The sequence below is a fragment of the Aquabacter spiritensis genome, from assembly GCF_004346185.1.
Lineage (GTDB): Bacteria > Pseudomonadota > Alphaproteobacteria > Rhizobiales > Xanthobacteraceae > Aquabacter > Aquabacter spiritensis.
On sequence record NZ_SMAI01000002.1, the window covers coordinates 1 to 23,126 of the forward strand.

The following is a 23,126-nucleotide window of genomic DNA, read 5'->3' on the forward strand; positions in this document are numbered from 1 at the left end:
GATCAGCCCGGCATGACCGGAGAAGGCGTCCGCTGGCGAAATCCGGCTTCGTGCCAGCACGCCTCACAGGCCGACTTTTTCAACGGAATCGGTCAGAGGCGTATGTTCCGAACCCCCCCCCTACCACCGCAACACCACCCTCCCCAGCAGGGCGCCGGTGGCGGTGGTGAGGGTCAGAGCGAGGCCGTACCAGGCGAGGAGGAAGAGCGGGGAATCGTCGATGCAGTGGAAGGCGTAGAGCGTCGCGCCGATCCCGCCGGCGAGAAGGCCGGCCGCCGCTCCCGCCACAGCCGGCCGGTCCGGCGCGCCGCGGCGCAGCGCCAGCAGAGCGGCGGCGAGCACCGGCGCCGACATCACCGGCACCAGGATGGCGCAGGCGAGCGCATAATGCCCGACCAGATCGGGCAGCCAGCGCGTCGCCGGGGTGAAGACCAGTTCCGCCGCCACCCCGAGCGCCAAAAACCCCGCCGGCAGCAGAAGCAGGCGCGCCGCCCCCGCCGGCCGCGCCCCCGGCCGCACGAGGCGCAGCGCGGTCCAGCCGGCGGCCCCCGCGAGCGAGAGGGTGACGGCGAATTTCAACAGAATGCGCGGCTCCATGAGAAGGCCGGGCATGCCGGCGCGCAGCGAGAGCAGCAGCGCGAACAGCACCAGCGCGCCCGCGCCGCCGGCGGCCAAAGCGAGGCCGAGCCCGCTTTCCAGGCTGTGGGTGGGGCGCGCATCGGCCGAAAGGCCGCGGATCAGATCCTCCGTCTTCATGTCCGCTCCTCCGTAGCGTCGCTGCGCAGTCGCGCCGAGAGGCTGGCGAAGGCGCGGTGCAGCGCGACGCGCACCGCCCCCGGCGTCATCTTCAGGCGCGCCGCCGTCTCGCCGATCGAGGCGCCCTCGACCGCCACCGCCTGGAGCACGTCGCGCTGCTTGTCCGGCAGCCGGGCGAGATGGCGGGCGACCTCCTCGGCCTCGGTGCCGGGGCGCTCCTCCGGCGCCGCCAGGAGATCGGCGAAATCCTCGACCGGCACCTCCACCCGCCGGCCGCGCCGGCGCAGATGGTCGATCATCTTGTTGCGCGCGATGGTCCACAGCCAGGGGGAGAGCGGATCGCCGCTGCGCCAGCTCTGCCGCTTGAGATGCACCGCCAGCAAGGTCTCCTGCACGATATCCTCACAGTCCGAAGCCGGCGCGCCGAGCGCCGAAAGGCGGCGCTGCACCACCCGGCGGATCGCCGGGGCGATCTCGCGCAGCAGCCGGTCATAGGCCACGCCGTCGCCGCCGAGCGCGGCCTGCATGTCGCGCGACCAGCGCCGCTCCCGATCGTCCATCGACACGTTCCCGAAGGTCAATTCGCCGGCTACCCGTCAATCGTTACGCCGCGACCGGCCGGTCGGGCGTTTTTTTTCGGCCGCATATTTCTTCGCCCGGCGGCGTAACGCAATGCGCCCTGCCGCCGAAGAAGGGAATGGCACGGCCGGGCTTCCGGTCGACGGCCCGACCCTTTTCGGAGAATTTCCCATGACCACCAAGACCCAATTCACCGCCAGCCTGCTCGCCGGCTCGCTCGTCGCCGCCCTCGGCATGGTCGCCAGCGCGTCCGCCGGCCCGGTCGCCGCGCAGCCGACGATGGACAAGTGCTACGGCATCTCGCTCGCCGGCAAGAATGACTGCGCCGCGGGCGCCGGCACCACCTGCGCCGGCAGCTCCAAGGTGAATTACGACACCAAGGCGTGGAAATACGTCGCCAAGGGCACCTGCGAGACGATCAAGACCCCGAAGGGCATGGGCCAGCTCCAGCCGATGTGAGCGCCGGGGAGGGCGCCCCGCGCGCCCTCCCTCCCCTGTCAGGAGGTTGCCATGCCCGCTGTCCCTACCCTTCCCGCCGGCCCCGGCGTCGGCTTCAAGCCCGAGCATTTCGACGCGCTCGCCGCCGATGCGGACGCCCCGCTCGCCTTTCTCGAAATCCATGCCGAGAATTATATGGGCGCGGGCGGCCGGCCGCACGCCCAGCTCGCCGCCTTAAGGTCGCGCTTCGCGCTCTCGGTCCATGGCGTCGGCCTGTCGATCGGCGGCGAGGCGCCGCTCGATGCCGCCCATCTCGGCCGGCTGCGCACCCTGCTCGACCGCTACGCCCCCGAGAGCTTTTCCGAGCATCTCGCCTGGTCGACCCATTCCGGCGAATTCTTCAACGATCTGCTGCCGCTGCCTTATACCGCGCGGACCCTGGCGCGGGTCGCCGACCATGTCGCGCAGGTGCAGGACACGCTCGGCCGCCGCATGCTCCTGGAAAACCCCTCGACCTATGTCCGCTTCGCCGAGAGCACGCTCGCCGAGGTCGATTTCCTGCACGCGATCGTCGCGCGCACCGGCTGCGGGCTGCTGCTCGACGTCAACAATGTCTTCGTCTCCGCGGTCAATCACGGCACCGATCCGCGCGCCTATCTCGCTGAATTCCCGCTCGAGGCGGTGGGCGAGATCCATCTCGGCGGGCACGATGCCGATGCCGACGAGACCGGCGCGCCGGTTCTGATCGACGCCCATGGCAGCGCGGTCGCCGATCCGGTCTGGACGCTGTTCGCCGAGGTGATCGCGCGCACCGGGCCGCTGCCGAGCCTGATCGAATGGGACAATGACGTGCCGGACTGGCCGGTATTGCGGGCGCAGGCGGCGCGCGCCGGAGCGGTGCTGGCCGCGCCCGCGCACAGCCGGGCGGCCTGAGCCATGGCCGGGCTCGCCGCCTTCGCCGCCGCGCTCCACGCCGAAGACGGCGCCCCGCCGCCCGGGCTCGCCGGCCCGGCGGTGCGGCGCTTCGCGATCTACCGCAACAATGTCGCCGTCGGCCTGATCGGCGCGCTGGAGACCCGCTTTCCGGCGGTGCGCGCTCTGGTCGGGGCGGACTTTTTCGGCGCCCTGGCGCGGGACTTCATCCGCGCCCACCCGCCCGCGAGCCCGGTGCTCGCGCAGTTCGGCGACGCGCTGCCGGGCTTTCTCGCCGATTTCCCGCCGGCCGCGGACCTGCCTTATCTCGCCGACATCGCGGCGGTCGAGGCGGCGCGCACCCGCGCCTATCACGCCGCCGACACGCCGCGGCTCGCCGCGTCGGCCTTCGCCGCGCTGCCACCGGACGCGCTCGGCGACCTGCGGCTCGCTTTGCACCCGGCGGTCGCGCTCATCCGCTCGGTCCATCCGATCGCCGACATAATGGCGGCCGCGACCGGCGCGGCGGCCGGGGTGGAGGACTGGACGCCCCAGGCCCTTCTGGTCGACCGCCCGGGCTTCGATGTCGTGACCCGGCCGATCGCCTGCGGCACGGCGACCTTTCTCGCCGCGCTCGGCGCCGGTCATCCGCTCGGCGCCGCGGCGGCGGCGGCCGACGATCTCGACCTTCCCGCAGCGCTCGCCGACCTCGTCGGCGGCGCGCTCGCCATCGGCTTTCTGCCGCCCGGCGCCGCCGTGCTTTGAGTGTCGGCGCCCCGCGCGTCCCCAGGCCCGGACCCCCGGGTCCCGCGCCTTCAGGTCCCGCGCCTTCAGGTTCCAAGTTCTCAAGTCCCAGGTTCTCAAGTCCCAAGTTCTCAAGTCCCAAGTTCTGAGAGCCCGTTTGGAAATTCGTGGGTTGCGTCCTTCCCCCTCCCCATCCCTCCCCCGCAAGCGGGAGAGGGGCCTGTCACGCTGGCCGCAGTGACACGCTTCGAAATCCAGGCGGAGAAAGCCCTCTCCCGCTTGCGGGGGAGGGTTGGGAGGGGGCAAGCGAGGCTGGGCAAAGCGCGCGGGCCTGCGATCGTTGGGCATTTTCCAAACGGGCTCTCAGGTCCCAAGTCCTCAGGTCCCAAGTCCTCAGGTCCCAAGTCCTCAGGTCCCAAGTCCTCAGGTCCCAAGTCCTCAGGTCCCAAGTTCTTAGGTCCCGAATCCCCAGGTCCCGAATCCCAAGGTCCCGAACCCGCACCCCGATCCCTCAGGCCCCCGCCTGCGCACCAGGAGCCCCGCCATGAGCCCGCACACCAAGAGCCCCAACATGACCCCCACCATGACCCCCACCATGCCCCCCGGCCCGACGCCAGCCGATGGCCCGGCCCCCTCCACCCCGCTGGCGCGCGCCGCCGCGGCGTGGCGGCGCGTCACCGGCGCGCTCGATGCCATCCCGTACGCGCTGCTGGCGCTGTGCGCGCGGATCTTCCCGGCGGCGGTGTTCTGGCAGTCGGGCGCGACCAAGGTCGAGGGCTGGCGGGTGACCGAGGGCGCGGTGGCGCTGTTCCAGGAGGAATATCGCCTGCCGCTGCTCGATCCCTGGCTGGCCGCCCATCTCGCCGCGGCGGCGGAGCACGCTTTCCCGATCCTGCTCGTGCTCGGCCTCGCCACCCGCGTCGCGGCGGGCGCGCTGCTCGGCATGATTTTTGTGATCCAGGTCTTCGTCTATCCCGATGCCTGGCCGACCCACGGCGTCTGGGCCACCTGCCTCCTCCTCCTCCTCGCCCGCGGCCCCGGGGCGCTCTCGCTCGACGCGTGGATCGGGCGGGGGGTGCGGTGAGGGGGGGCGGTTGTGGTGGGCGATTTCGCTGTGGGCAAGGAATAGACCTTGCCAAGTGCGGGTCTGAACGTCCGGTATGGGGCCGGGAGCGGGCTGACGGCTTTCGGACAAGCAAACGCGAAAGCAGACGTATCGTTATTATGATGCGAGCCGTGCCAGGCGAAGTCGGCGGACGCGAGCCCTTATGCTGTTTGATTGCCCCGTTCTCGCTCCCGCATAATGACCTCCGAAGCGAGTGAGGTCATCGCCCCAGCCAACTGCCAAGCCGTAAAGAGCTCCTCGTGAAGAGCTTCGAGGTCTGCCATCATCACGTCGCGCCCCTCGTCGGTCTGAATCTTGAAATTATGGCGTTCGTAGAAGCCGTGGTTCAGCCGGTTCCGCGCGGCCAGCGCCGACGCGAACCGGGCAGACAGATCGTCGTCGATCTCGACGTGCCGTTTGAGTTTGGTCAAGAGTCCGCCGAGTGTGCTCCGGTCGATATCGCGCAACAGGTCGCGCCCACTCGCGCCATCGGGGACGACGTGCCAGCCGCTCTCCAGGCCCCGGGCGCAAAGCAAAAGCGTGCCGAGCTCGGTCTCGAACAACTGCGCGGCCTCCGCGGTGATGCCGAACTTGGCGTACAGCTCGTTACGGGTCGCCACGCCGCGCTACCCCGCGACCGCCTTGGGCGCGGTCGGGCCGAGCTCGTTCAGGAACCTGCTGGGCAGCAGGTTCGCCATCGCTCCCGACTGGGTCTTGAACGCCACGTTCGCGCCGTAGGCATCCTTGATGGTCATCTGCTGTGGGTAGCTGATGAATAGACTCCCCGGTCGCCCGTTCTCCGGGTCCGCCTTCACGCGCGTAATGCCGACGTAGAACAGCCGCCGCGCCTCTTCGAGCGCCGCGTCCTTCTCGTCTTTCGACCATTCGGGGTCAAACGCAGGGGGTAGGATGCCCTCGACGCATCCGGCAACGAAAACGTAGGGCGAGCTCAGTCCCTTGCTCTTGTGGAGGCTCATCAGCCGGACCTCCTCGACCGTTGGCGGGATGTCGGGCTGGGTGATCTCCTGCATCATGCCGGTGAGCAGATCAGCGGGCGTCTCCGCGCCCTCCATCTGAGCCAGCGCGAGCGCCCGGAGCTCGGCGAGGTCCTCATTTCCGTCCGGCAGTAGCTCGTCGATGAAGGCCTGCACGTCGGCCTTGACTGCGTCCAGTTCCGCCAGCGCCTCGGTGAGCAGCTTGAAGCGGGCCACCAGCGGTTTTGTGTGGGCGAGGGTGAGCGCATCGTCGGCCAACTTGTTCATCGCCTGCCAGGGGCTATCGCCGGAGCCCTCACAATACTTCCGGACGCGCGCGTAGGGCTTGCACCGGAAGTCATCGACGTCCGAGCCCAGCAGGTAGCGCAGGGCAACCCTGTCCTCGTTATCGAGGAACAGCTTGAACAGCGCGAACCGCATCTGCGCGGTCTCGGAGTCGAGTTGGCTCTCCTCGTAGTAAGACTTGGCCGGTATCTCGGCCACGCGCAGCGCTTGGAGGATCGGCTTCGCAGCGACCGCGCGCTGGACGAGGATGATTATCTCGCTCGGGTGGACGCCCGCTCCGAGCAGCCCCTCGATCTTGTTTTTTATCCACTCCGCCTCATTGTGGAGGTAGGGGACCTGCACGATTACGACCTCGCCCGGCCCCTTGCTCGCGAGCGCGTTGAGCGCACGAGGCGTACGGTTCTTGTTCACGGCGATGAGGGCGTTCGCCATCTCGACGACAGTTGTCGGGCAGCGATGACAGTCGGCCATCTCCAAGTCGGCGCAGCCCGGATGGATGCCCTTCCATTCCCGGATGCCGTCTGGGTGGGCGTTCTTGAAGCTGTAGATCGACTGATCGTCGTCGCCGACGATGCAGACCTCGGCCGCCGCGCCGAGGTAGGCGATTGCCGTCTGCTCCGCCTTGTTGAGGTCCTGAAACTCGTCGACGAGGAGATGCTTGAACTCCTTGTGCTCGGCCGCCGCGGGATTGTCCTTTAGGTAGCGCACGAGGTACGGGATGAGCTCGCCGATCAACATGCCTTCGTGGAAGTCGAGCCAGTCGAGCAGGTCGGCCTGAAACTGCTTCTCGGCCTCGTCCTTGGCGAAACCGGGTTCATCGCCTTGGCTCTGGGCCCACGCTGCCGTGTAGCCCTGGATCATCTTCTTGACCTTGCGCTTGCCGCCGTTTTCGCCCGCGAGGTCGCAGATCATGGCCTTGGTCTCGAAGGTGTTCAGCGGCCGGGGAACGCGGCCCACCGCCTCCAGGACGTGCTTCCGAGACAGTATGCGCATTGCGAGACTGTGGAGGGTCTGACCTTCAAGGTCCTCGCACCCGGGGACGCCGAGCTTCTGAAGCTCGCGGTGAAGGTCTTCGGCCGCGACGCGGGTGAACGTCACGGCGAGCACTTCCTTGGGTACGATCGCTGATTCGAGCAGCTTTGCCACGCGCCGCTTCATGGCGAAGGACTTACCTGTGCCCGGCCCGGCGATAACTCGCACACGATGCTCGGGCGCCGCGGCGATGGCGTACGCGACGCTGCTCTTATCTAGCCCAGTATCCCAAGCCATCCGTTCCCCCCAGGGTAGCTTTCCTTTACCTATCAGGGTTCGCGCGCGCATGCACCGCGCAGTGCGGGAAGCTCCTTCGACAGGCCCAATTTGACCATGAGATATTGAGGAGGGGTGTCGAATCCGACAGGATTCGCACCTGACCTCCGTCTTCGGAGTGCGGAGTAGTCAATGGCCGCTTTTGTGACCGCATAAGGTAGCGGCGAACGGCCAGTATGGGGCGCAAAGCGGACGTCTCTGAGAGCCCACTCAAGGGGCAGCTAAGGGTCCCCCCTCCCCCCCCCCAACTGGACGCCGCGCTTGCGCCGGTCCATTCTGCCGCGCAAAACGCGAGGGCTCATGGATCTGCCGCCTGTCAAAGTCCTGTTCGACGAAAACCGCATCGCCGCGCGCAACCGCGAGCTGGCGGACGAGATCGCCGCGGCGCGGCCGGACCGGCTGCTGGTCCTCGCCGTGCTGAAGGGCTCGTTCGTGTTCGCCGCCGATCTGATCCGCGCGCTCCACGCCTCCGGCCAGGCGCCGGAGGTGGAGTTTCTGCATCTGTCCTCCTATCGCGACGCCACGGTCTCCTCCGGCCAGGTCGCGATCCTGCGCGATGTCGAGAGCGAGGTGCGCGACCGCGACGTGCTGCTGATCGACGACATCCTCGAATCCGGCCGCACCCTCGCTTTCGCCAAGGATCTGCTGGTGGCGCGCGGCGCCCGGCGGGTGCTGGTCTGCGTGCTGCTGGAAAAGCCCGGCAAGCGGGCGGTGCAGATCGAGGCGGATTTCGTCGGCTTCGAATGCCCGGACCATTTCGTCGTCGGCTACGGCATGGACGTCGCCCACGCCTTCCGCCAGCTGCCCTTCATCGGGGTGGTCGAGGGGCTGGACTGACGGCGCGGCGGGGCGATGGGGCGGTTTCTCTCCGGCGCGCGCGACGCCGCCCTCAGTCTGGCGGTGACCGCCGGGCTCGTCGCTCTGCTGGCTCTGGGCGGGGAGGCCTATTTCCGCGCCGTCCACCCCTTCCTGCTGAACACCGACCGCCTCGCTTATGTCCCCGGCCTCGGCTTCCTCTACGCCCCGGACACCGAGAATCTGTTCACCAACCAGCTCGATTACTGGACCCGCCAGCGCGCCAATGCCGCCGGCTTCCTCGCCGCCGCCCCGCCGACCCTTCCCGCCGATGCCGATGCCTGCCGGATCGCGCTGATCGGCGACAGCTTCGTCGAGGCGGTGCAGGTGCCGATCTCCGAGAAGGTCCAGACCCGGATGGAGGAAGGCGCGCCGGCCCGTTTGGGCGGCCGGCGGCTCGCGGTGGGGGCGTTCGGCTTCCAGGCGACGGGGCAATTGAACCAGCTGCCGTTCTACGATCTCTACGCCCGGAATTACCGCCCGAATGTCGTTGTTCTGGTCTTCGTTATGAACGATTTCGCGAACAATTCGGCGCTGCTGGAGGCGATCCGCTCGGGCTTCGACCCGGCCTTCCCCGCCCGCCCCTATGCCCGCCGGACCGCAGCCGGGGCGATCGAGATCCTGCCCCCGCATCCCGACTGGGCCGCCCATCTGTTCAATTCCACGCCCTCCGGCGCCTTCCTCCCGCGCGTCCATATGTGGTTGAGAACGCACTCTTATTTCTACACCTGGGCGTTCACCAAACTGTCGCTTCTGGCGCCGCGCACCGCCGCCGCGCTCTACGGCTTCGACCTTTACGAGGAACAGGCGAAGCGCCGCGACGCGCTCGCCGCCCGGCCGGACTATGCGAACCTTCTCAAGGGCTTCTCCGGCCACGCGGCGGATCCGAAGGCGGTCGCCAGCGTCGCCGTGCGGGGCGGGGCGGCGCTGGCGGTGGACGAGCCCTTCTCCTGGCCGGTCCTGCCCGGCGCGTTCGAAGAGGCTTTGGCCTTCACCGGCTTCGCCCTCGACCAGTTCCTCGCCCGCGCCCAACGCGACGGCGCCCACCTCCTCATCCTCGCCACCGAGAGCCTGCGGCTCGGCGAACCGCCCGACGAATTGCGCTTCAAGCGCTTGAAATCGCTTGCGGATGCGCGTGGCATCCCGGTCCTCGATCTGTATGAGTATCTCCGCGCGCACGGCCACGACCCGCGCGCGGCGTCGTTCCCGCACGACATGCATTGGAGCGCCGCGGGCCATGCCTGGGCCGCGCAGGCGCTGCTCGATTACATCGCGGCGCACCCGGCCCTGTGCGCGCCCCTTGCGGAAAAAGGAAGCTGATCTCATGCGGGCGTTCGGTGCGGTGCTGCGCGACAGCGTGATCAGCCTGCTGGTCACGGGCTTTATCGCGGGCCTCTTCTTTGCGGGCGGCGAAATCTATTTCCGCATGACGCGGCCGTTTCTCCTGAGCGACCAGCCGACCCGCTTCGTGCGCGACCTCGGCTTTCTCTATGCGCCGGATACCGAGCAGCGTTACACCAACCAGCTCGATTTCTGGACCGTCCAGAAAAGCAATCCCGACGGCTTCCTCGATCTGCCCGTTCCGCCCTTCGACACCGTGAAGGACAAATGCCGCATCGCCTTCGTCGGCGACAGCTTCGTCGATGCCCGCGAAGTGGTGATCGCGCAGAAGATGCAGACCCGCTTGATGGAACTGGCGCCGAAGGACTTGCCGAACGTGCCGATTTCCGCCGCGGCGTTCGGGTTTGCCGCCACCGGCCAGCTCAATCAACTGCCCTTCTACGATTTTTATGCTGCAAAATACAGGCCGAACGTCATCGTCCTGGTCTTCGTCATGAACGATTTCGCCAACAATACGGCGCTGCTGGAGGCGATCCGCTCGGGTTTCGATCCGGAGCATCCGCCCCGCCCCTTCGCGCGGCGCGCCGCCGACGGGACGATCGCAATGCTGCCGGTCGACAATGACGGCTGGCGCGCCCACCTGTTCCCGAGCGCGCCGGGCGACGGTTTGGTCCAGCGCGCCAACGCCTTCCTGCGCACCCATTCCTATTTCTATGCCTGGATCTACACCAAGCTTCAGATGGTGCTGCCGAAATTCACCACCTGGCTGTACGGCTTCAACCAGATCGCGGCCAATACCGCGCGCCGCGACGCCCTCGCCGCCCGCCCGGGCAATGCCGCGCTGCTCGCCGGTTTTTCGGGAAATCTCCCCGACAACGACAATCCGGTCGATGCCACGACCGCCGTCGACATGCCCTTCACCTGGGAGAAAATGCCGCCGATCTTCGAGGAGGGACTGGCCTTTACCGGCTTCGCCCTCGACCAGTTCGTGGCCCGCGCCCGGCGCGACGGGGCGAAGCTGGTGATCGTGTCGACCGAGAACATGCGCTATGACGACCAGCCCGCCGACCGGCGCTACAAGCGCCTCGAGGCGCTCGCGGCGGCGCGGAATATCCCCATCATCGACATGTACGATTACAATGTCAGCCGCGGCAGGAGCCCCTTCGCCTCCGCCTTTCCCGCCGACATGCATTGGAATCCGGACGGCCATCTCTGGGCGGCCCAGGCGCTCCTCGGCTTCCTGAAGGCGCATCCGGACTATTGCCCGGCTTCCTCCGCGAGCGCGGCGAGCCCCTCCCGATAGGTCGGAAAGGCGAGCGACACGCCGAGCCGCGTCTTCAGCACGTCGTTGCGCACCCGCTTGTTGCCGGCCCAGAAGGTCAGGGCCATCGGGCTCATGGTGCGGGCGGCCTCCGCGAAGGGCACAGCCGGCGGCGGCTCCAGGCCGAGCAGGCCGGCGGCGAACAAAACGGGATCGCCGGGCGGGGCGGGGAGGTCGTCCGTGACGTTGACGATGCCGTCGAAGCGCTGCGCCACCACGGCCAGAATGCTGGCGGCGATGTCGTCGACATGGATCCGGTTGAACACCTGGCCCGGCTTGTCGATGCGCCGTGCCTCGCCGGCCTTGAGCTGAACCAAAGCGCTGCGGCCCGGCCCGTAGATCCCCGCAAGGCGCAGGATCGCGACCGGGATCCCCAATTCGGCGCCGAACCGCTGCCAGTCTGCCTCGGCTGCGAGCCGCCGCCGCAGCCGGTCCGAACCGGGACGCGGCACCGTGGTCTCGTCGACCCAGGCCCCGCCATGATCGCCATAGACACCGAGCGTGGTGAGATAGATCACCTGGGAAAGCCGGCGGCTCGCCCGCAGGGCGTCGCCCGCGGTCGCGCGCAGCGGATCGCCCGCGGCGCCGGGCGGCGCGGAGAGGAGCAGGGTGTCGGCGTCGGCGATCGCCGCCACCAGCGCGGGATCAGCCGTCTCGCCGTCGAAGCGCAGTCCGGTCACGCGGCAGCCGGGCCGCGACAGCCCGGCCAGCGCCTGCGCCGCCTCGGCGCTGCGCCGCGTGCCGACGACAGGGTCGAACGGCTGGCCGGGCCGGGCCAGGAGATGGCGCCCGCAATAGCCGAGACCCACCGCCAGAAGCGCCGTCATGCCGCCGCCTGCACGCCGGCCACGCGCCATTCCTCCGCGACGTCCGGATCGGTCTCCGCTCCGACATGGCGCGCCGCGAGCGCGGCGAAGGCCGGCGCCGGAACGAGCCGCGACACGGCCCAGACCGCGGCGCCCCGCACCAGGGGATCCTCGTCGACGAGCCGCGCCTCGGCCTCGGCGGCAAACCCCGGCTCACCGGAATTGCCCATGGCGATCAGCACGTTGCGCACCATTCGGGCGCGCCCGGTGCGCTTGATCGGGCTCTTGGCGAAGCGCGCGCGGAATCCCGCCTCGTCCAGCCGGGCGAGGTCGGACAGATCCGGCGCGCGGTTCTCCGCCCGCGCCGCGAGCCGCATCTCGCGCCCCTCTTGGGCGAATTTGTTCCAGGGGCAGGCCGCGAGGCAGTCGTCGCAGCCATAGATCCGGTTGCCCATCAGCGGCCGCAGATCGCGCGGGATCGGCCCCTTGTGCTCGATGGTGAGATAGGACACGCAGCGCCGCGCATCGATCTGGTAGGGCGCCGGGAAGGCGCGCGTCGGGCAGGCGTCGAGACAGGCGCGGCAGGCGCCGCAATGGTCGGCGGCGGGCGCGTCCGGCGGCAGCGGCAGCGTGGTCGCGATCGCGCCCAGGAACAGCCAGGAGCCGCGGGCGCGCGAGACGAGATTGGTGTGCTTGCCCTGCCAGCCGAGCCCGGCCGCCATCGCCAGCGGCTTCTCCATCAATGGCGCGGTGTCGACGAACACCTTCACGTCGCCCGCGCCGGCCGCGGCGAGCAGCGCCCGCGCCAGCCGCTTCAGCTTGGCCTTGATGAGGTCGTGATAATCCTCGCCCCGCGCATAGACCGAGATCGCCCCCTTGGTGCGGGCGGCGAGGACGGCGCGGGGGTCCTCGTCGGGTCCGTAATTGAAGCCGAGCATGATGAGGGCGCGGATGTCCGGCCACAGCGCGCGGGGATGGGCGCGGCGGTCCTCGGTGTCCGCCATCCACTCCATCTCGCCGTGGCGCCGGGCGGCGATCCAGGCCGCGAGGCGCGGGCCGGCGTCCGGTGCGGCGTCGGGGTCGGCGACCCCGAACGCATCGAATCCTTCCGCGGCGGCGAGGGTGGCGAAACGGGCCTTGAGGCCGGGCAGATCAGAGGGCGGAGGGATCGCGGCTGCGGGTGCCACGGGCGGAGGCGTCCGGCTCAGAAGTCGAGATCCGCGTAGGTCTTCGAGGCCGGCATGCCCGGAATGCTGTCGTTCAGCAGGCCGCGAAAGGTCGGCCGCGACTTCAGTCGCGCATACCAGGCCTTCGCGTCCTCGTCCTCGTCCCACGGCACATCGCCCAGATAATCGGCGACGGAGAGATGGGCGGCGGCGGCGAGGTCGGCATGACTCATCCGCTCGCCGGCCAGCCAGTTCCGCGCCTTTGCAAGCCAACCGATATATTTCAGATGATAGCGGATATTCGTGCGCGCCGCGCGCAGCACCGTGGCGTCGGGCGGCCCGCCGCCCTGGTCCGCCTTCATATAGCGCTTGTAGATCCGCTCCCGGACCAGATGGTCCGTGACTTCCAGGAACATCTTGTCGTTGAACCAGGCCATCAGGCGGCGCACCTCGACCCGCTCGGCCGGGCCGTTCGGCAGCAGGCGCCGGTCGCCGAGCGCGAGGCCGCGCGTTTCGTCGAGATATTCCGCAATGATCGCCGCGCCGGGCACGGAGGGCGCCTGTTGCTCGACGATCACCGGCGTCTCGCCCGCCGGGTTGAGGGCGAGGAAGTCTGGACGGCGCTCCCAGACGCGCTGTTCGACCAGGTCCGGCTCGATGCCGTATTCGGCGAGAACCAGGCGGATGAACCGCGAGTGGGGGCAGAAGGGATGATGATGCAGATGCATATGGGGGAAATGGCCGCTCCGGCGCTTCCGGTCTAGAGATGTTCTTGCGGTGCCGCAAGACGGATGTCGCGGACGGCTGTGGCAATGCCGCCACATGGTGAACCAAAGCCATCGGCTCTCCCTTGGGCAATTTGTGGGCGGCCGGACGGCGCGATTGCGCGGCCCGGCCCGACGCCGCAGGATGCGCCCGCCCCGGTCGGGGCCTGATCCCGCATTCGGACGGACACATGACCCTCGGCACCATGCTCGAAGCCCTGCTCCTCGGCATTCTGGAAGGGCTCACCGAGTTCATTCCCGTCTCGTCGACGGGCCATCTGCTTCTGGCCGCGCACTTCCTGCGATTCGAAAGCACCGGAAAAACCTTCGAGGTCCTGATCCAGCTCGGCGCCGTGCTGGCGATCCTGACCGTGTATTTCCAGCGCTTCCTGCGGATCGCGCTGCTGCTGCCGTCGAGCCCCGGCGCGCGGCGGTTCGTGATCGGCGTCCTCGTCGCCTTCCTGCCGGCGGCTTTGATCGGCGCGCTCGCCCACGGCTTCATCAAGACCGTGCTGTTCGAGAGCCCGCTTCTGATCTGCTGCACCTTGATCATCGGCGGCATCGTCCTGCTGTTCATCGACCATGTCGCGCCCGAGCCGCGCTACAACAATGCGATGGGCCTGCCGCTCTCGATGGCGCTCAAGATCGGCCTGTGCCAGTGCGTGGCGATGATCCCGGGCATGTCGCGCTCCGGCTGCACCATCGTCGGGGCGATGCTGTTCGGGGTCGACAAAAGGGCGGCGGCGGAGTTTTCCTTCTTCCTCGCGCTGCCCACCATGGCCGGGGCGTTCGCCTACGACCTGTACAAGAACCACGCGGCGCTCTCGCTCGATGACGGGCTGCTGATCGCGATCGGGTTCGTCGCGGCCTTCTGCGCGGCGGTGCTGGTCGTGCGCAGCCTGCTCGATTTCGTCGCGCGCCACGGCTATGCGCCGTTCGGCTGGTGGCGCATCGGCGTCGGCGTCGCGGGCCTCGTCGGGCTGATGGTGTTCGGCTGACCGGCCGGAGGCGCCTTCAGAAGTCGGAGGCGATGCCGCCGACTTCCCAGTCGCCGTACCGGACCGGCTCCTTGCCGCCGCGCCCGTTGAGTTCCTTCGGCATCGCCGCCGCGGCCGCATCGATGGCCGCGCGCCGTTCGGCCGCCTCGGCGAGCGCGCGCTTGGCGGCCTCGCTCAAGGGGCGCTCCTCCGGCACCAGCGTCGCCCGCCCGAAAACCTGATCCTCGCTCATCCGCTGCTTCTCCGCTCGCACCCGTCCTTGCCCGCGCTCCGCAGGCATGCTAGCGCACCCCCGGCCCGCATGGGGCGCGCCCAGTTTATACGCAGGAGACCCGCATGGCGACGCAGAATGGCAGCCCCACGGACAGCAAGGCGCCCGCGCTCAACGTGCTGGTGCAGTATATCAAGGATCTCTCCTTCGAGAATCCCAACGCGCCGCGCTCGCTCGGCAATCATGGCGGCCAGCCGGACGTCAACATCCAGATCAATGTGAACGCCCGCCCGCTGCCGAACGAAGAGTTCGAGGTCGAGCTGAAGATCGACGGCAGCGCGACCGTCGCCGGCTCGACCTTGTTCGCCTTCGACCTCGTCTATGGCGGCATTTTCCGGGTCCGCAACATCCCCGAGCAGAGCCTGCAGCCGGTGGTGCTCATCGAATGCCCGCGTCTGCTGTTCCCGTTCGCCCGCCAGGTGGTGGCCGAGGCGGTGCGCGGCGGCGGCTTCCCGCCCTTGATGATCGATCCGGTCGACTTCGCCGCCCTCTATCAGCAGCGCATGGCCGTCGAGGCGCAGCGCCTGTCGACCGCCGGCCAGGCGTGAAACCCGGGCGCAGCCGCGTCGTCGCGGCCGCGCTCTGTCTCGTTGCGCTGTTTGCGACCGCCGGCGCGGCGCAGCCGCCCCCGCTGCTCGCCTGCAGCGGGCCGATCGGCCGCAGCGCCGATGCCGCGGGCCTCGCCCAACTCTTCGGCGCAAAGAATGTGAAGCGGGGGCGGATCCCGGCGGCAGAGGGGACCACGCTCCCCGGAACGCTCGTGTTCCCGGACGATCCGCGCCGCCGCATCGACATCGTCTGGCACGACGACAAGGCCCGGCGTCGGCCGGAAATGGTGCGCGTCGGCGCCGAGAGCATCTGGCGCGTCGCGGTCGCCGCGGACCGGAGCGTGGGCATCGGCACCAGCCTCGCCGAACTCGAGAGGCTGAACGGCCGCCCCTTCACCATTACCGGCTTCGAGTGGGATTATGGCGGCTATGTCGACTGGAACGGCGGCGCCCTGTCGCGCATTCCGGGCGGCTGCATCTTCGGCGTCCGCCTGAGGCCCGATCCCGACGGGAGCGAGGAGGATCTGCGCGCGGTTTCGGGCGACCGCGAATTTTCCTCGGCTTCGCCCGCCATGCGGGCCGCCGCGCCCCGGGTCGAGAGCCTGACGCTCGGCTGGACCGAATAGCGGCCTTCGCGCCTGCGCCGCCGCGCGATATCGCGCCGCACCGAGATTGCCCCGCACCGCACGAAACCCGTTGCGCCGCGCCACGCGCGGGGTCAGGATTGGGAAAATTCCGCGCCGCACAACCAGAGGGCCGTCACGATGTCCACCAGCGCCGTGCTCCGTACCGTCGAGGATGAGCACCTCGACGCCGTCGCCCTCGGGCGGGAGGTCGGAAGCGTTCTGGAGAAGCTGCTGGCGGAGGCGACCTCCGCCGTGCGGGCGCGGGTGAGCGAAGGCGGGCGTCTCTCGCCGGCTCTGCTCGATGCCGAGCAGCGCGCGACCCACGGCCTCGCCTGGCTGGCGACCTATGTCTTCGGCGTCCGCGAACTGGTCCATTATGCCGATCGGATGGCCGAGATGGAGCGCTTCGGCGCCACCGAACGGCTGCTGGTGCAGATCGGGCTCGGCGAATATCTCGCCCAGATCCTCGGCGGCATCCCGATGAGCCAGGGCGAGACGGTGCGGCTGGAGGACCTTTTCCTTTCGCCCGAGACCCTCGCCGCGGTGCGGGGCGAGCCGGCGGTGGCGGCGCTGCTGCGCGGCGGCAATACGGCGGCCGCCCGCGCCGCCCTCGCCGCTTTGATCCGGGAGGCGCACGGCGCCACGACGATCGGCGATGCCGGCCTCGACGAGACCATGGAGGCGATGCGCAGCGAGATCCGCCGCTTCGTCGAGGCGGAAGTGGCGCCCCACGCCCACGAATGGCACCTGGAGAATGCCTATATTCCGATGGAGATCATCCAGGGCCTCGCCGATCTCGGCGTGTTCGGCCTGACGATCCCGGAGGAATATGGCGGTCTCGGCCTGCCCAAGGAGGCGATGTGCCTCGTCACCGAGGAATTGTCGCGCGGCTATATCGGCGTCGGCTCGCTCGGCACCCGGTCGGAGATTGCGGCCGAATTGATCCTCGGCGGCGGCACCGACGCCCAGAAGGAAAAATACCTGCCCAAGATCGCCTCCGGCGAGATCCTGCCGACCGCGGTCTTCACCGAGCCCAATACCGGCTCCGACCTCGCCTCGCTGCGCACCCGCGCGGTGAAGGACGGCGCGGTCTATAAAGTCAACGGCAACAAGACCTGGATCACCCATCCGGTCCGCGCCGATCTGATGACCCTCCTGGTGCGCACCGACCCGGCCGAGCCCGGCTATAAGGGCCTGTCCATGCTGCTCGCCGAGAAGCCGCGCGGCTCCGACGAAGAGCCGTTCCCCGCCGCGGGCATGACCGGCGGCGAGATCGAGGTGCTCGGCTATCGCGGCATGAAGGAATACGAGATCGGCTTCGACGGCTTCGAAGTCCCGGCGGAGCAATTGCTCGGCGGGGTCGAGGGCCAGGGCTTCAAGCAATTGATGAACACGTTCGAGGCGGCGCGCATTCAGACCGCCGCCCGCGCGGTGGGCGTCGCCCAGGCGGCGATGGAGGTGGGGCTGCGTTATGCCGAGGAGCGGATCCAGTTCGGCAAGCCGTTGATCGCCTTCCCGCGCGTCGCCGACAAGATCGTCATGATGGCGGTGGAGATCGCGATCGCCCGCCAGATCACCTATTTCGCCGCCCGCGCCAAGGATGAGGGCCGGCGGACCGACCTCGAAGCGGGCATGTCCAAGCTGCTCGGCGCCCGCGTCGCCTGGGCGGCGGCGGACAATGCCCTCCAGATCCATGGCGGCAACGGCTTCGCGCTGGAATATCCGGTGTCGCGCCTCCTGTGCGACGCCCGCATCCTCAACATTTTCGAGGGCGCGGCGGAAATTCAGGCCCAGGTGATCGCCCGCCGGCTTCTGGAGGGCGCCCGCAACTGAGCCCTCTTGGTCTCACCGCACGGCGGCGGTCTTGCCGTCGAAGGCGCGGAACAAGGCGGTGAAGCCGAGCTTCTCGGCCAGCAGCGCCCGGGCCCCGGGACCGAGATTCTTCCGGTAATGGTCCTGATCCATATAGAGGAATTCCCCATCGAGCCGCGCCGGGCAGCTGGTCGCGTCGCATAAGGTGTCGGTGGGGACCAGGACGACCACATCGTCCCGCTTGCCCTTCAGCGCGCGGAACACGGCATCGACCTCGGCATGGCGGGGGTTGCGCTCCTCCGGCCCGATCCGGCCGAGGTCGCGCACGCACGGCGCGCGCACGAGGGCGCCGTCACGCGCGGCGAAGCAGGGGATCGGGTCGGTCTTCCAATAGGGCGTGTCGGCGACCAGGACCACCGAGCGGCCGGGCGCGGCGAACGTGTCGGCGACCCGCCGCAACTCCTCCGCCATCAGGACGAGGCCGTCGGCATGGCCGGTCGGCCATCCCCCCTCCTTGAAGATCGCATCCGGCATCGCATTCCAGGCCGAGGCGAGGATGACGAGCGTGATGTCGGGCGAGGCCTTCAGCATGGCGAGCGTCGCGGCATAGATTTCCTGGCAGGCCGGCGGCAGGCCGAGTGGGAGTCGCCGCAGCCCGTCCTGTGAGAAGATGGCGGGGCAGGCGCGCAGCAGGGCGATGGCGGTGCCGGTCTCCCGCCCCGCGGCATCGAGCGCCGGCATCAGATGCTCGGCATGGCTGTCGCCCCAGATCAGGGCGCGCGTGCGCGCGCTGCGCCAGTCGGCGCCGACGACGCAGAGCGTCGAATTCGGAAACAGCGCGATCCGTTGCGTGCAGGGCACGTTCCAGGTGCGGTCGAGGGACCCGAGATCCGCGAGTTCCCGCGACATCCGCCCCGGCATCCCCTCCGACATGTGGATGGCGAACCCGATTACCGCGACCGAGGCGGTTGCCGCGGCGCCGGTGAGCACCACCCGGGCGGCCGGCAGGCGTCCGCGGCGGAAGGGCTGCTCGACGAACCGCCAGGAGAGCCAGGCCAGCACGACCGAGACCGCGAGCGCCCCGCCGGCCTGTGCGGCCGTGAGCGGCTCGCCGTTCACATAATGGCGCAGCAGCGCCAGGACCGGCCAATGCCAGAGATAGAGCGAATAGGAGATCTTGCCGATGAAGGGAAAGGGCTGGCACGCCAGGACGCGGGCGACCAGGGTCGGCGCCGCCGTCGGCAGGATCAGGAGCGCCGTCCCGACCACCGGGGCGATCGCATTCGTCCCCGGAAAGGGGCTCGTGGAGGTCAGGCGGAAGGCCGGGATCAGGATCGCGGCGAGGCCGGCCAGTTTCAGCGCCTCGGCCAAAACGCGCGGCATGGCCACCAGCCGGTCGCGCGCCAGAACCAGGGCGCCGCCGGCGGCAAATTCCCAGGCGCGTCCGAACGGCTGGTAGAAGGCGCTCTTCGCCCCCTGCGAAACCTTGTAGATCGCGAGCGCGAGGCTGGCCGCGACGAGCAGCGCGAACAGCGCGGCCAGAGCCCTCGGAAACCGGCGCGACAGTCGCACGGCGCCGACCAGCAGAAGCGGCCAGACGAGGTAGAATTGCTCCTCGACGCCGAGCGACCAGGTGTGGAGCAGCGGCATCAGGTCCGCCGGCCCGTCGAAATAGTCGGTATTGCGGAAGAAGAAGAAGTTGGAGAGGCCGAGCGCGGCAAAGGCGCCGCTCTCCGCCGTCACCGCGAAGGCGCCCGGCAGGAGAATGAGCGCGCCCCCTGCCAAAGTCGCGGCGATCACCACCAGGAGCGCGGGAACGATCCGGCGCACCCGCCGGGCATAGAAGCCGAGAAACGAGAATCGGTCGTCGCGCGCTTCGCGCAGGATGATGTCGGTGATCAGATAGCCGGAAATGACGAAGAAGACGTCGACGCCGATGAACCCGCCGGTCGGCGGAAAGCCGGCGTGAAAGAAGAGGACGAGGAGCACGGCGAGTGCGCGAATACCGTCGATGTCCGGCCTGTACTCCCCATGACCCATGCGCGCCGCGGCCCCGCCCAATCAAACGACGCGGACCTTATCCAGTCGGCGGAGGTTGATCAAACAACGCAAGGGGCCGGAAAGTCTGCGCGCCGGGCTGGTCCGCGCGCCACCGGGCCGCGTAACAAGCGCAAGCCCGTGCGCGGACGGATGGCGTGGCTGCGGCACGGCGCCTTCCGGCGGGTGCGCGGATTCGGCCGAATTGACGCAGTCCGCCCTTCGGAACAAGGTGCGCCCATGATGTCCTGGACGATCTATCTCCTGATCCCCATCGCCTTGGCGATCGTCGGCGGTGTGCTGATCCTCGGCCTCGTCAATCTCGCCTCGGGCGGCTCGCCCGCGCGGTCCCAGAAGCTCATGCAGATGCGCGTGCTGTTTCAATTCCTGGCGATCGTGCTGGTCATGGTGACGATCTATTTCATGGGCAGCTGACGGCGGAAATCGACCGCGTTCGCCATCGCCCGCCGCCGAAGGGCGGCGTGGGGCGCGCGGCGGGACGGGGAGCGGGAAGGGGCGACCGTGGTCAAGTTGAACAAGATTTATACCCGCACCGGCGACGACGGCACGACCGGGCTCGGCAGCGGCGAGCGCGTGGCCAAGCACGATCTGCGGGTCGAGGCCTATGGCACGGTGGACGAGGCGAATGCCGCGATCGGCATCGCCCGGCTGCATCTCGCCCATCTGCCCGATCTGGACCGGGTGCTGGGGCGGGTGCAGAACGACCTGTTCGACCTCGGCGCCGACCTCGCCACGCCGGACCGGCCGGGCGCGCCGCCGCCGGCCTATGAGGCGCTGCGCATCGTGGCGTCCCAGGTCGCGCGGATCGAGGCCGACATCGACCGGTTCAATGCCGACCTCGCCCCGCTCCGCTCCTTCGTACTGCCCGGCGGCGAACCGGCCGCCGCCTTCCTGCATCAGGCGCGCACCGTCGCACGCCGCGCCGAGCGCCAGATGGTGGCCTTGTCGCAGGTGGCGGGCGAGATCGTCGGCGCCGACGCGATCCGTTATGTGAACCGGGTGTCGGACCTGCTGTTCGTCGCGAGCCGCTACGTGAATGCGCAGGGCGCCGGCGACGTGCTCTGGGTGCCCGGCGCCAACCGATAGCCTCCGATTGCCGCATCGGCGCGGGTCCGGCGGTCCGCCGGGACCGGTGCGTCAGGCCGGGGCTTCAGATCGGCGGGGTGGCGCTTTCCTGGCGGGTCGGCACCTTGATCCAGGCCTCGCCGTCCAGCACCACCTCGCCCCCGACCGAGCAGGTGCAGGCGAGCCGCGCGCGGCGCCGCTCGGCCACCAGTTCCGCCACCTCCACCCGCACCACCACTTCGTCGCCGATCTTGACCGGCGCGCGGAAATTCAGCGTCTGCGAGATATAGATCGCGCCCGGTCCCGGCAAGCGCGTGCCGAGCACGGCCGAGATCAGGCTCGCCGTATAGAGGCCGTGGGCGATGCGGTGGCCGAACGGGGTCTTGGCCGCGAAATGCTCGGACAGATGGATCGGATTGCGGTCGCCCGTGACCTCCGCAAAACCGACCACATCCGAGGCGGCGATGGTCTTGCGGAGCTCTTCCGCGAGGCCGAGCGTGAGATCCTCGAAATGCAGGACGCGAAGTTCAGGCAGCATGGCGCGCTCCGGACAAAGACGGGTGGCAGAGCATAAGCCCGGGAAGCGGGGGCGGTTTCAAGACCGGCCCTGGCGAAAACTGTCCGAACGGGCGCGCGCACCGGATCCGGTTTACACCTTGCCGGCCCGCTTGTAGCTTGCGCCCGCCCGACCGCCATATTTCGCGCGGGTGGGACGGCCGCCCGTGGCCAAGTCCGGGCAGGGGAGATGGATATGGATTCGGGGATCCGCACGGTGACGGCAGATAGTCTCGCCGCAGTGCTGAACGACAGAGGGTTTCGGGCCGAGAAGGTCGACTGGACCGGCGGACGCGAGGCTCTGAAGAGCGCGACGAGCGGTGTCGTGTTCCACCTGGTGCTCGGCAACGGCGCCAAGGGCGCCTATCACGACTTCACCTATTTCACGAGCTTCCGCCTCGAAGGCCTGTCGCTGGAGGACATCTGCTCCGACTGGAATCGCGGACGCCGCTTTGCCCGCCTGCACACGCGCGACGGCCTGCTCAATATGGAGATGGACGTCATCCTCGGAACCGGCGTGCAGGACGGGTATCTGGCGGTGACGCTCGAACTGTGGAACCAGCTGCTGAACGAGCTGATCTCGGCGCTGCGCGAGGAAGCCGCACGCCTTTCGCCGGCCGCGGCGACCCCGGCCGCGGCCAACTGACACCGCATTTCGCGGCGCGGACCGGACCCATCCCCCGCATGCGTGAGGGATGGGGACATCCGGTTCGGATCAGCGGATCGGCTGCGGGGGAGGACCCATGCGGCCGATGGTGAAGATCTGGACCCGGCGGTTGATCGGATCGGTCGGCTTCTTCGGGTCGAGCAGCACTTCCTCGCCGAGGCCGACGGCTTCGAGCCGGCTGGCATTGACGTTGAACACCGTGACCAGCGCGTTCACCACGGCGTCGGCGCGGGCCTGGCTGAGCTTCAGGTTGAAGTCGCGCGGCCCGGTGACGTCGGTATTGCCGGTGACGACGAACTTGTAGCCGTGCAGGACCGGGTTGTGCATCGCGTCGGCGATCGACCCGAGCGTCCCGTAGGACGACGGCTCGATGATCGACGAGTTCAGCCGGAACTGAATCTGCACGTTGATCTGCGGCAGCTTGTCGAGATTGAGCGCCAGCGACGGGCGGGTCAGCGCCTCGCCGGGATATTGCGACATGTGCTGCTGCACCATGTTGCGCATCTGCTGGGCGGTCATGGTCGGCGCGCTGTCCGTGAGGCCCTGGAGGCCCTGCAGGATCTGCGAGTCGGAGAGCGAGGTCTGCGCCAGAGCGGGTGCCGCGGAGAGCGCGAGCGAAGCCGCCAGCGCGAAGCGGATCAGAGGCGACGTCATCTGTGTCGTCCTTCCTTTTGCGTTTCGGGTGGGGCGGAAATCAACGATAGCCGGCATCGGTGATCGCCTGGTTGCACGACGCAGACACCACCTTCGTGGCCTGCAGCAGGCAAGACAGGAGATTGCCGTCCTGGGGGATCATGCCGGGGCAGAGGCGGGCGGCGTCGGCGTTGCAGATGTGCGCGATCGCGTCCTGCGCGGCGTCCCGCTTGGCGATCGAGGCGATCGCCATGGCGTAGTCGGCCTGACACTTCTGGCTGACCTGCGAGATCTTGGAATCCATGCACGCCTTCAGCGCGCCATTGCCAAGATTCACGGTCGGGCACAGCTTGTTGATGTCCGGTCCGCAGCTCTTCGCGAGGAGAGCGCCGGCCTGACCATAACTCATGGTCTGCGCCTCGGCCGCGACCGCCGAGGCCGCCAGCAGCCCAGCCGCCAGCAGAATTCTAAAGCCCCTCATCATATCCTCCCTTCCCGGTGGTGAGGACAGGCTTACC

Annotated in this window: 26 protein-coding genes; 14 read left to right on the forward strand and 12 right to left on the reverse strand. The window is 68.9% G+C overall.

The genetic code is table 11. The features are described from left to right. Window positions 1–120: 120 nt before the first annotated feature. Together EDC64_RS04250 and EDC64_RS04255 are read right to left on the reverse strand one after the other, a co-directional pair. Entirely contained in the window at window positions 121–756 is a 636-nt protein-coding gene (locus EDC64_RS04250; protein WP_132030025.1) for an NrsF family protein, read from the reverse strand. Beyond that, window positions 753–1,316, reverse strand: coding sequence for a sigma-70 family RNA polymerase sigma factor (locus EDC64_RS04255; RefSeq protein ID WP_132030026.1), 564 nt, complete (start codon window positions 1,314–1,316; stop codon window positions 753–755). Before EDC64_RS04255 ends, EDC64_RS04250 begins: the two co-directional genes overlap by 4 nt. A gap of 190 nt (window positions 1,317–1,506) precedes the next feature. Between EDC64_RS04255 and EDC64_RS04260 the strand changes: the two genes are divergently transcribed. The 4 genes from EDC64_RS04260 to EDC64_RS04275 all read left to right on the forward strand — a co-directional run bounded on the left by EDC64_RS04260 (window position 1,507) and on the right by EDC64_RS04275 (window position 4,513). Beyond that, window positions 1,507–1,794, forward strand: coding sequence for a BufA1 family periplasmic bufferin-type metallophore (locus EDC64_RS04260; protein WP_132030027.1), 288 nt, complete (start codon window positions 1,507–1,509; stop codon window positions 1,792–1,794). Window positions 1,795–1,845: 51 nt separating this feature from the next. Continuing rightward, on the forward strand, window positions 1,846–2,706 hold the full coding sequence (gene bufB, locus EDC64_RS04265) for an MNIO family bufferin maturase (RefSeq protein ID WP_132030028.1): 861 nt from the start codon (window positions 1,846–1,848) through the stop codon (window positions 2,704–2,706). A gap of 3 nt (window positions 2,707–2,709) precedes the next feature. Next, complete coding sequence (locus EDC64_RS04270; protein ID WP_132030029.1) at window positions 2,710–3,450, forward strand: HvfC/BufC N-terminal domain-containing protein; 741 nt, start codon at window positions 2,710–2,712, stop codon at window positions 3,448–3,450. Between the two features lie 523 nt (window positions 3,451–3,973). Further along, complete coding sequence (locus EDC64_RS04275) at window positions 3,974–4,513, forward strand: DoxX family protein (RefSeq protein ID WP_245504533.1); 540 nt, start codon at window positions 3,974–3,976, stop codon at window positions 4,511–4,513. Window positions 4,514–4,695: 182 nt separating this feature from the next. Here the strand turns inward: EDC64_RS04275 and EDC64_RS04280 are convergent, their stop codons facing one another. Continuing rightward, entirely contained in the window at window positions 4,696–5,154 is a 459-nt protein-coding gene (locus EDC64_RS04280) for a hypothetical protein (RefSeq protein WP_132030030.1), read from the reverse strand. Between the two features lie 6 nt (window positions 5,155–5,160). Beyond that, window positions 5,161–7,083 carry an ATP-dependent helicase gene (locus EDC64_RS04285; RefSeq protein WP_165933634.1) on the reverse strand — a complete coding sequence of 641 codons (1,923 nt, stop codon included), beginning with the start codon at window positions 7,081–7,083 and terminating at the stop codon, window positions 5,161–5,163. A gap of 339 nt (window positions 7,084–7,422) precedes the next feature. Here EDC64_RS04285 and hpt point away from each other — a divergent pair, with 339 nt between their 5' ends. Genes hpt through EDC64_RS04300 form a run of 3 tightly spaced genes read left to right on the forward strand, consistent with a single transcriptional unit; the run spans window position 7,423 to window position 10,621 of the window. Beyond that, the gene (hpt, locus tag EDC64_RS04290; protein ID WP_132030032.1) at window positions 7,423–7,959 is read left to right on the forward strand and encodes a hypoxanthine phosphoribosyltransferase; all 537 of its coding nucleotides are present in this window, start codon (window positions 7,423–7,425) and stop codon (window positions 7,957–7,959) included. 15 nt (window positions 7,960–7,974) lie between these two features. Next, window positions 7,975–9,297, forward strand: coding sequence for a hypothetical protein (locus EDC64_RS04295; protein WP_132030033.1), 1,323 nt, complete (start codon window positions 7,975–7,977; stop codon window positions 9,295–9,297). Between the two features lie 4 nt (window positions 9,298–9,301). Then, complete coding sequence (locus EDC64_RS04300; RefSeq protein ID WP_132030034.1) at window positions 9,302–10,621, forward strand: SGNH/GDSL hydrolase family protein; 1,320 nt, start codon at window positions 9,302–9,304, stop codon at window positions 10,619–10,621. On the opposite strand, the gene EDC64_RS04305 is transcribed toward EDC64_RS04300, so the two are convergent. From EDC64_RS04305 to EDC64_RS04315, 3 genes are read right to left on the reverse strand one after another with little or no spacing between them, the layout of a single operon-like run. Next, window positions 10,576–11,466, reverse strand: a complete 891-nt coding sequence (locus EDC64_RS04305) for an SDR family oxidoreductase (protein WP_132030035.1) — start codon at window positions 11,464–11,466, stop codon at window positions 10,576–10,578. The two genes, EDC64_RS04300 and EDC64_RS04305, sit on opposite strands and share 46 nt — an antisense overlap. Beyond that, window positions 11,463–12,632 carry a tRNA epoxyqueuosine(34) reductase QueG gene (queG, locus tag EDC64_RS04310; RefSeq protein ID WP_420808944.1) on the reverse strand — a complete coding sequence of 390 codons (1,170 nt, stop codon included), beginning with the start codon at window positions 12,630–12,632 and terminating at the stop codon, window positions 11,463–11,465. The genes EDC64_RS04305 and queG overlap by 4 nt, the downstream gene beginning before the upstream one ends. A 17-nt stretch (window positions 12,633–12,649) precedes the next feature. Further along, the gene (locus EDC64_RS04315; RefSeq protein ID WP_132030036.1) at window positions 12,650–13,339 is read right to left on the reverse strand and encodes a glutathione S-transferase family protein; all 690 of its coding nucleotides are present in this window, start codon (window positions 13,337–13,339) and stop codon (window positions 12,650–12,652) included. A gap of 227 nt (window positions 13,340–13,566) precedes the next feature. On the opposite strand from EDC64_RS04315, the gene EDC64_RS04320 reads away from it, so the two are divergent. Continuing rightward, a complete protein-coding gene (locus EDC64_RS04320) occupies window positions 13,567–14,373 on the forward strand; it encodes an undecaprenyl-diphosphate phosphatase (protein ID WP_132030037.1) in 807 nt (268 codons plus the stop codon). 16 nt (window positions 14,374–14,389) lie between these two features. Here EDC64_RS04320 and EDC64_RS04325 read toward each other — a convergent pair whose 3' ends face one another. Next, the gene (locus tag EDC64_RS04325) at window positions 14,390–14,605 is read right to left on the reverse strand and encodes a DUF1674 domain-containing protein (protein WP_132030038.1); all 216 of its coding nucleotides are present in this window, start codon (window positions 14,603–14,605) and stop codon (window positions 14,390–14,392) included. Window positions 14,606–14,709: 104 nt separating this feature from the next. On the opposite strand from EDC64_RS04325, the gene secB reads away from it, so the two are divergent. From secB to EDC64_RS04340, 3 genes are all read left to right on the forward strand, one after another. After that, on the forward strand, window positions 14,710–15,192 hold the full coding sequence (gene secB / locus EDC64_RS04330) for a protein-export chaperone SecB (protein ID WP_132030039.1): 483 nt from the start codon (window positions 14,710–14,712) through the stop codon (window positions 15,190–15,192). Next, window positions 15,189–15,818: a hypothetical protein gene (locus EDC64_RS04335; protein ID WP_132030040.1), complete on the forward strand. Its 630-nt coding sequence runs from the start codon at window positions 15,189–15,191 to the stop codon at window positions 15,816–15,818. The genes secB and EDC64_RS04335 overlap by 4 nt, the downstream gene beginning before the upstream one ends. A 138-nt stretch (window positions 15,819–15,956) precedes the next feature. Continuing rightward, window positions 15,957–17,651 carry an acyl-CoA dehydrogenase family protein gene (locus EDC64_RS04340; RefSeq protein ID WP_132030041.1) on the forward strand — a complete coding sequence of 565 codons (1,695 nt, stop codon included), beginning with the start codon at window positions 15,957–15,959 and terminating at the stop codon, window positions 17,649–17,651. A gap of 12 nt (window positions 17,652–17,663) precedes the next feature. Here EDC64_RS04340 and EDC64_RS04345 read toward each other — a convergent pair whose 3' ends face one another. Beyond that, the gene (locus EDC64_RS04345) at window positions 17,664–19,670 is read right to left on the reverse strand and encodes an acyltransferase family protein (RefSeq protein WP_132030042.1); all 2,007 of its coding nucleotides are present in this window, start codon (window positions 19,668–19,670) and stop codon (window positions 17,664–17,666) included. Window positions 19,671–19,907: 237 nt separating this feature from the next. Between EDC64_RS04345 and EDC64_RS04350 the strand changes: the two genes are divergently transcribed. Together EDC64_RS04350 and EDC64_RS04355 are read left to right on the forward strand one after the other, a co-directional pair. Then, window positions 19,908–20,102 (forward strand): twin transmembrane helix small protein, encoded by a 195-nt coding sequence (locus EDC64_RS04350; RefSeq protein WP_132030043.1) that lies wholly within the window; start codon window positions 19,908–19,910, stop codon window positions 20,100–20,102. A gap of 87 nt (window positions 20,103–20,189) precedes the next feature. Next, window positions 20,190–20,774 carry a cob(I)yrinic acid a,c-diamide adenosyltransferase gene (locus tag EDC64_RS04355; RefSeq protein WP_132030044.1) on the forward strand — a complete coding sequence of 195 codons (585 nt, stop codon included), beginning with the start codon at window positions 20,190–20,192 and terminating at the stop codon, window positions 20,772–20,774. A 64-nt stretch (window positions 20,775–20,838) separates the two neighbouring features. Here the strand turns inward: EDC64_RS04355 and croR are convergent, their stop codons facing one another. Then, entirely contained in the window at window positions 20,839–21,291 is a 453-nt protein-coding gene (gene croR, locus EDC64_RS04360) for a 3-hydroxybutyryl-CoA dehydratase (protein WP_132030045.1), read from the reverse strand. A gap of 213 nt (window positions 21,292–21,504) precedes the next feature. Between croR and EDC64_RS04365 the strand changes: the two genes are divergently transcribed. Beyond that, the gene (locus tag EDC64_RS04365; RefSeq protein WP_165933635.1) at window positions 21,505–21,954 is read left to right on the forward strand and encodes a YbjN domain-containing protein; all 450 of its coding nucleotides are present in this window, start codon (window positions 21,505–21,507) and stop codon (window positions 21,952–21,954) included. Between the two features lie 69 nt (window positions 21,955–22,023). Here the strand turns inward: EDC64_RS04365 and EDC64_RS04370 are convergent, their stop codons facing one another. Together EDC64_RS04370 and EDC64_RS04375 are read right to left on the reverse strand one after the other, a co-directional pair. Then, entirely contained in the window at window positions 22,024–22,629 is a 606-nt protein-coding gene (locus EDC64_RS04370; RefSeq protein WP_245504534.1) for an OmpA family protein, read from the reverse strand. 40 nt (window positions 22,630–22,669) lie between these two features. Beyond that, on the reverse strand, window positions 22,670–23,089 hold the full coding sequence (locus EDC64_RS04375; RefSeq protein ID WP_132030048.1) for a hypothetical protein: 420 nt from the start codon (window positions 23,087–23,089) through the stop codon (window positions 22,670–22,672). Window positions 23,090–23,126 lie beyond the last annotated feature (37 nt).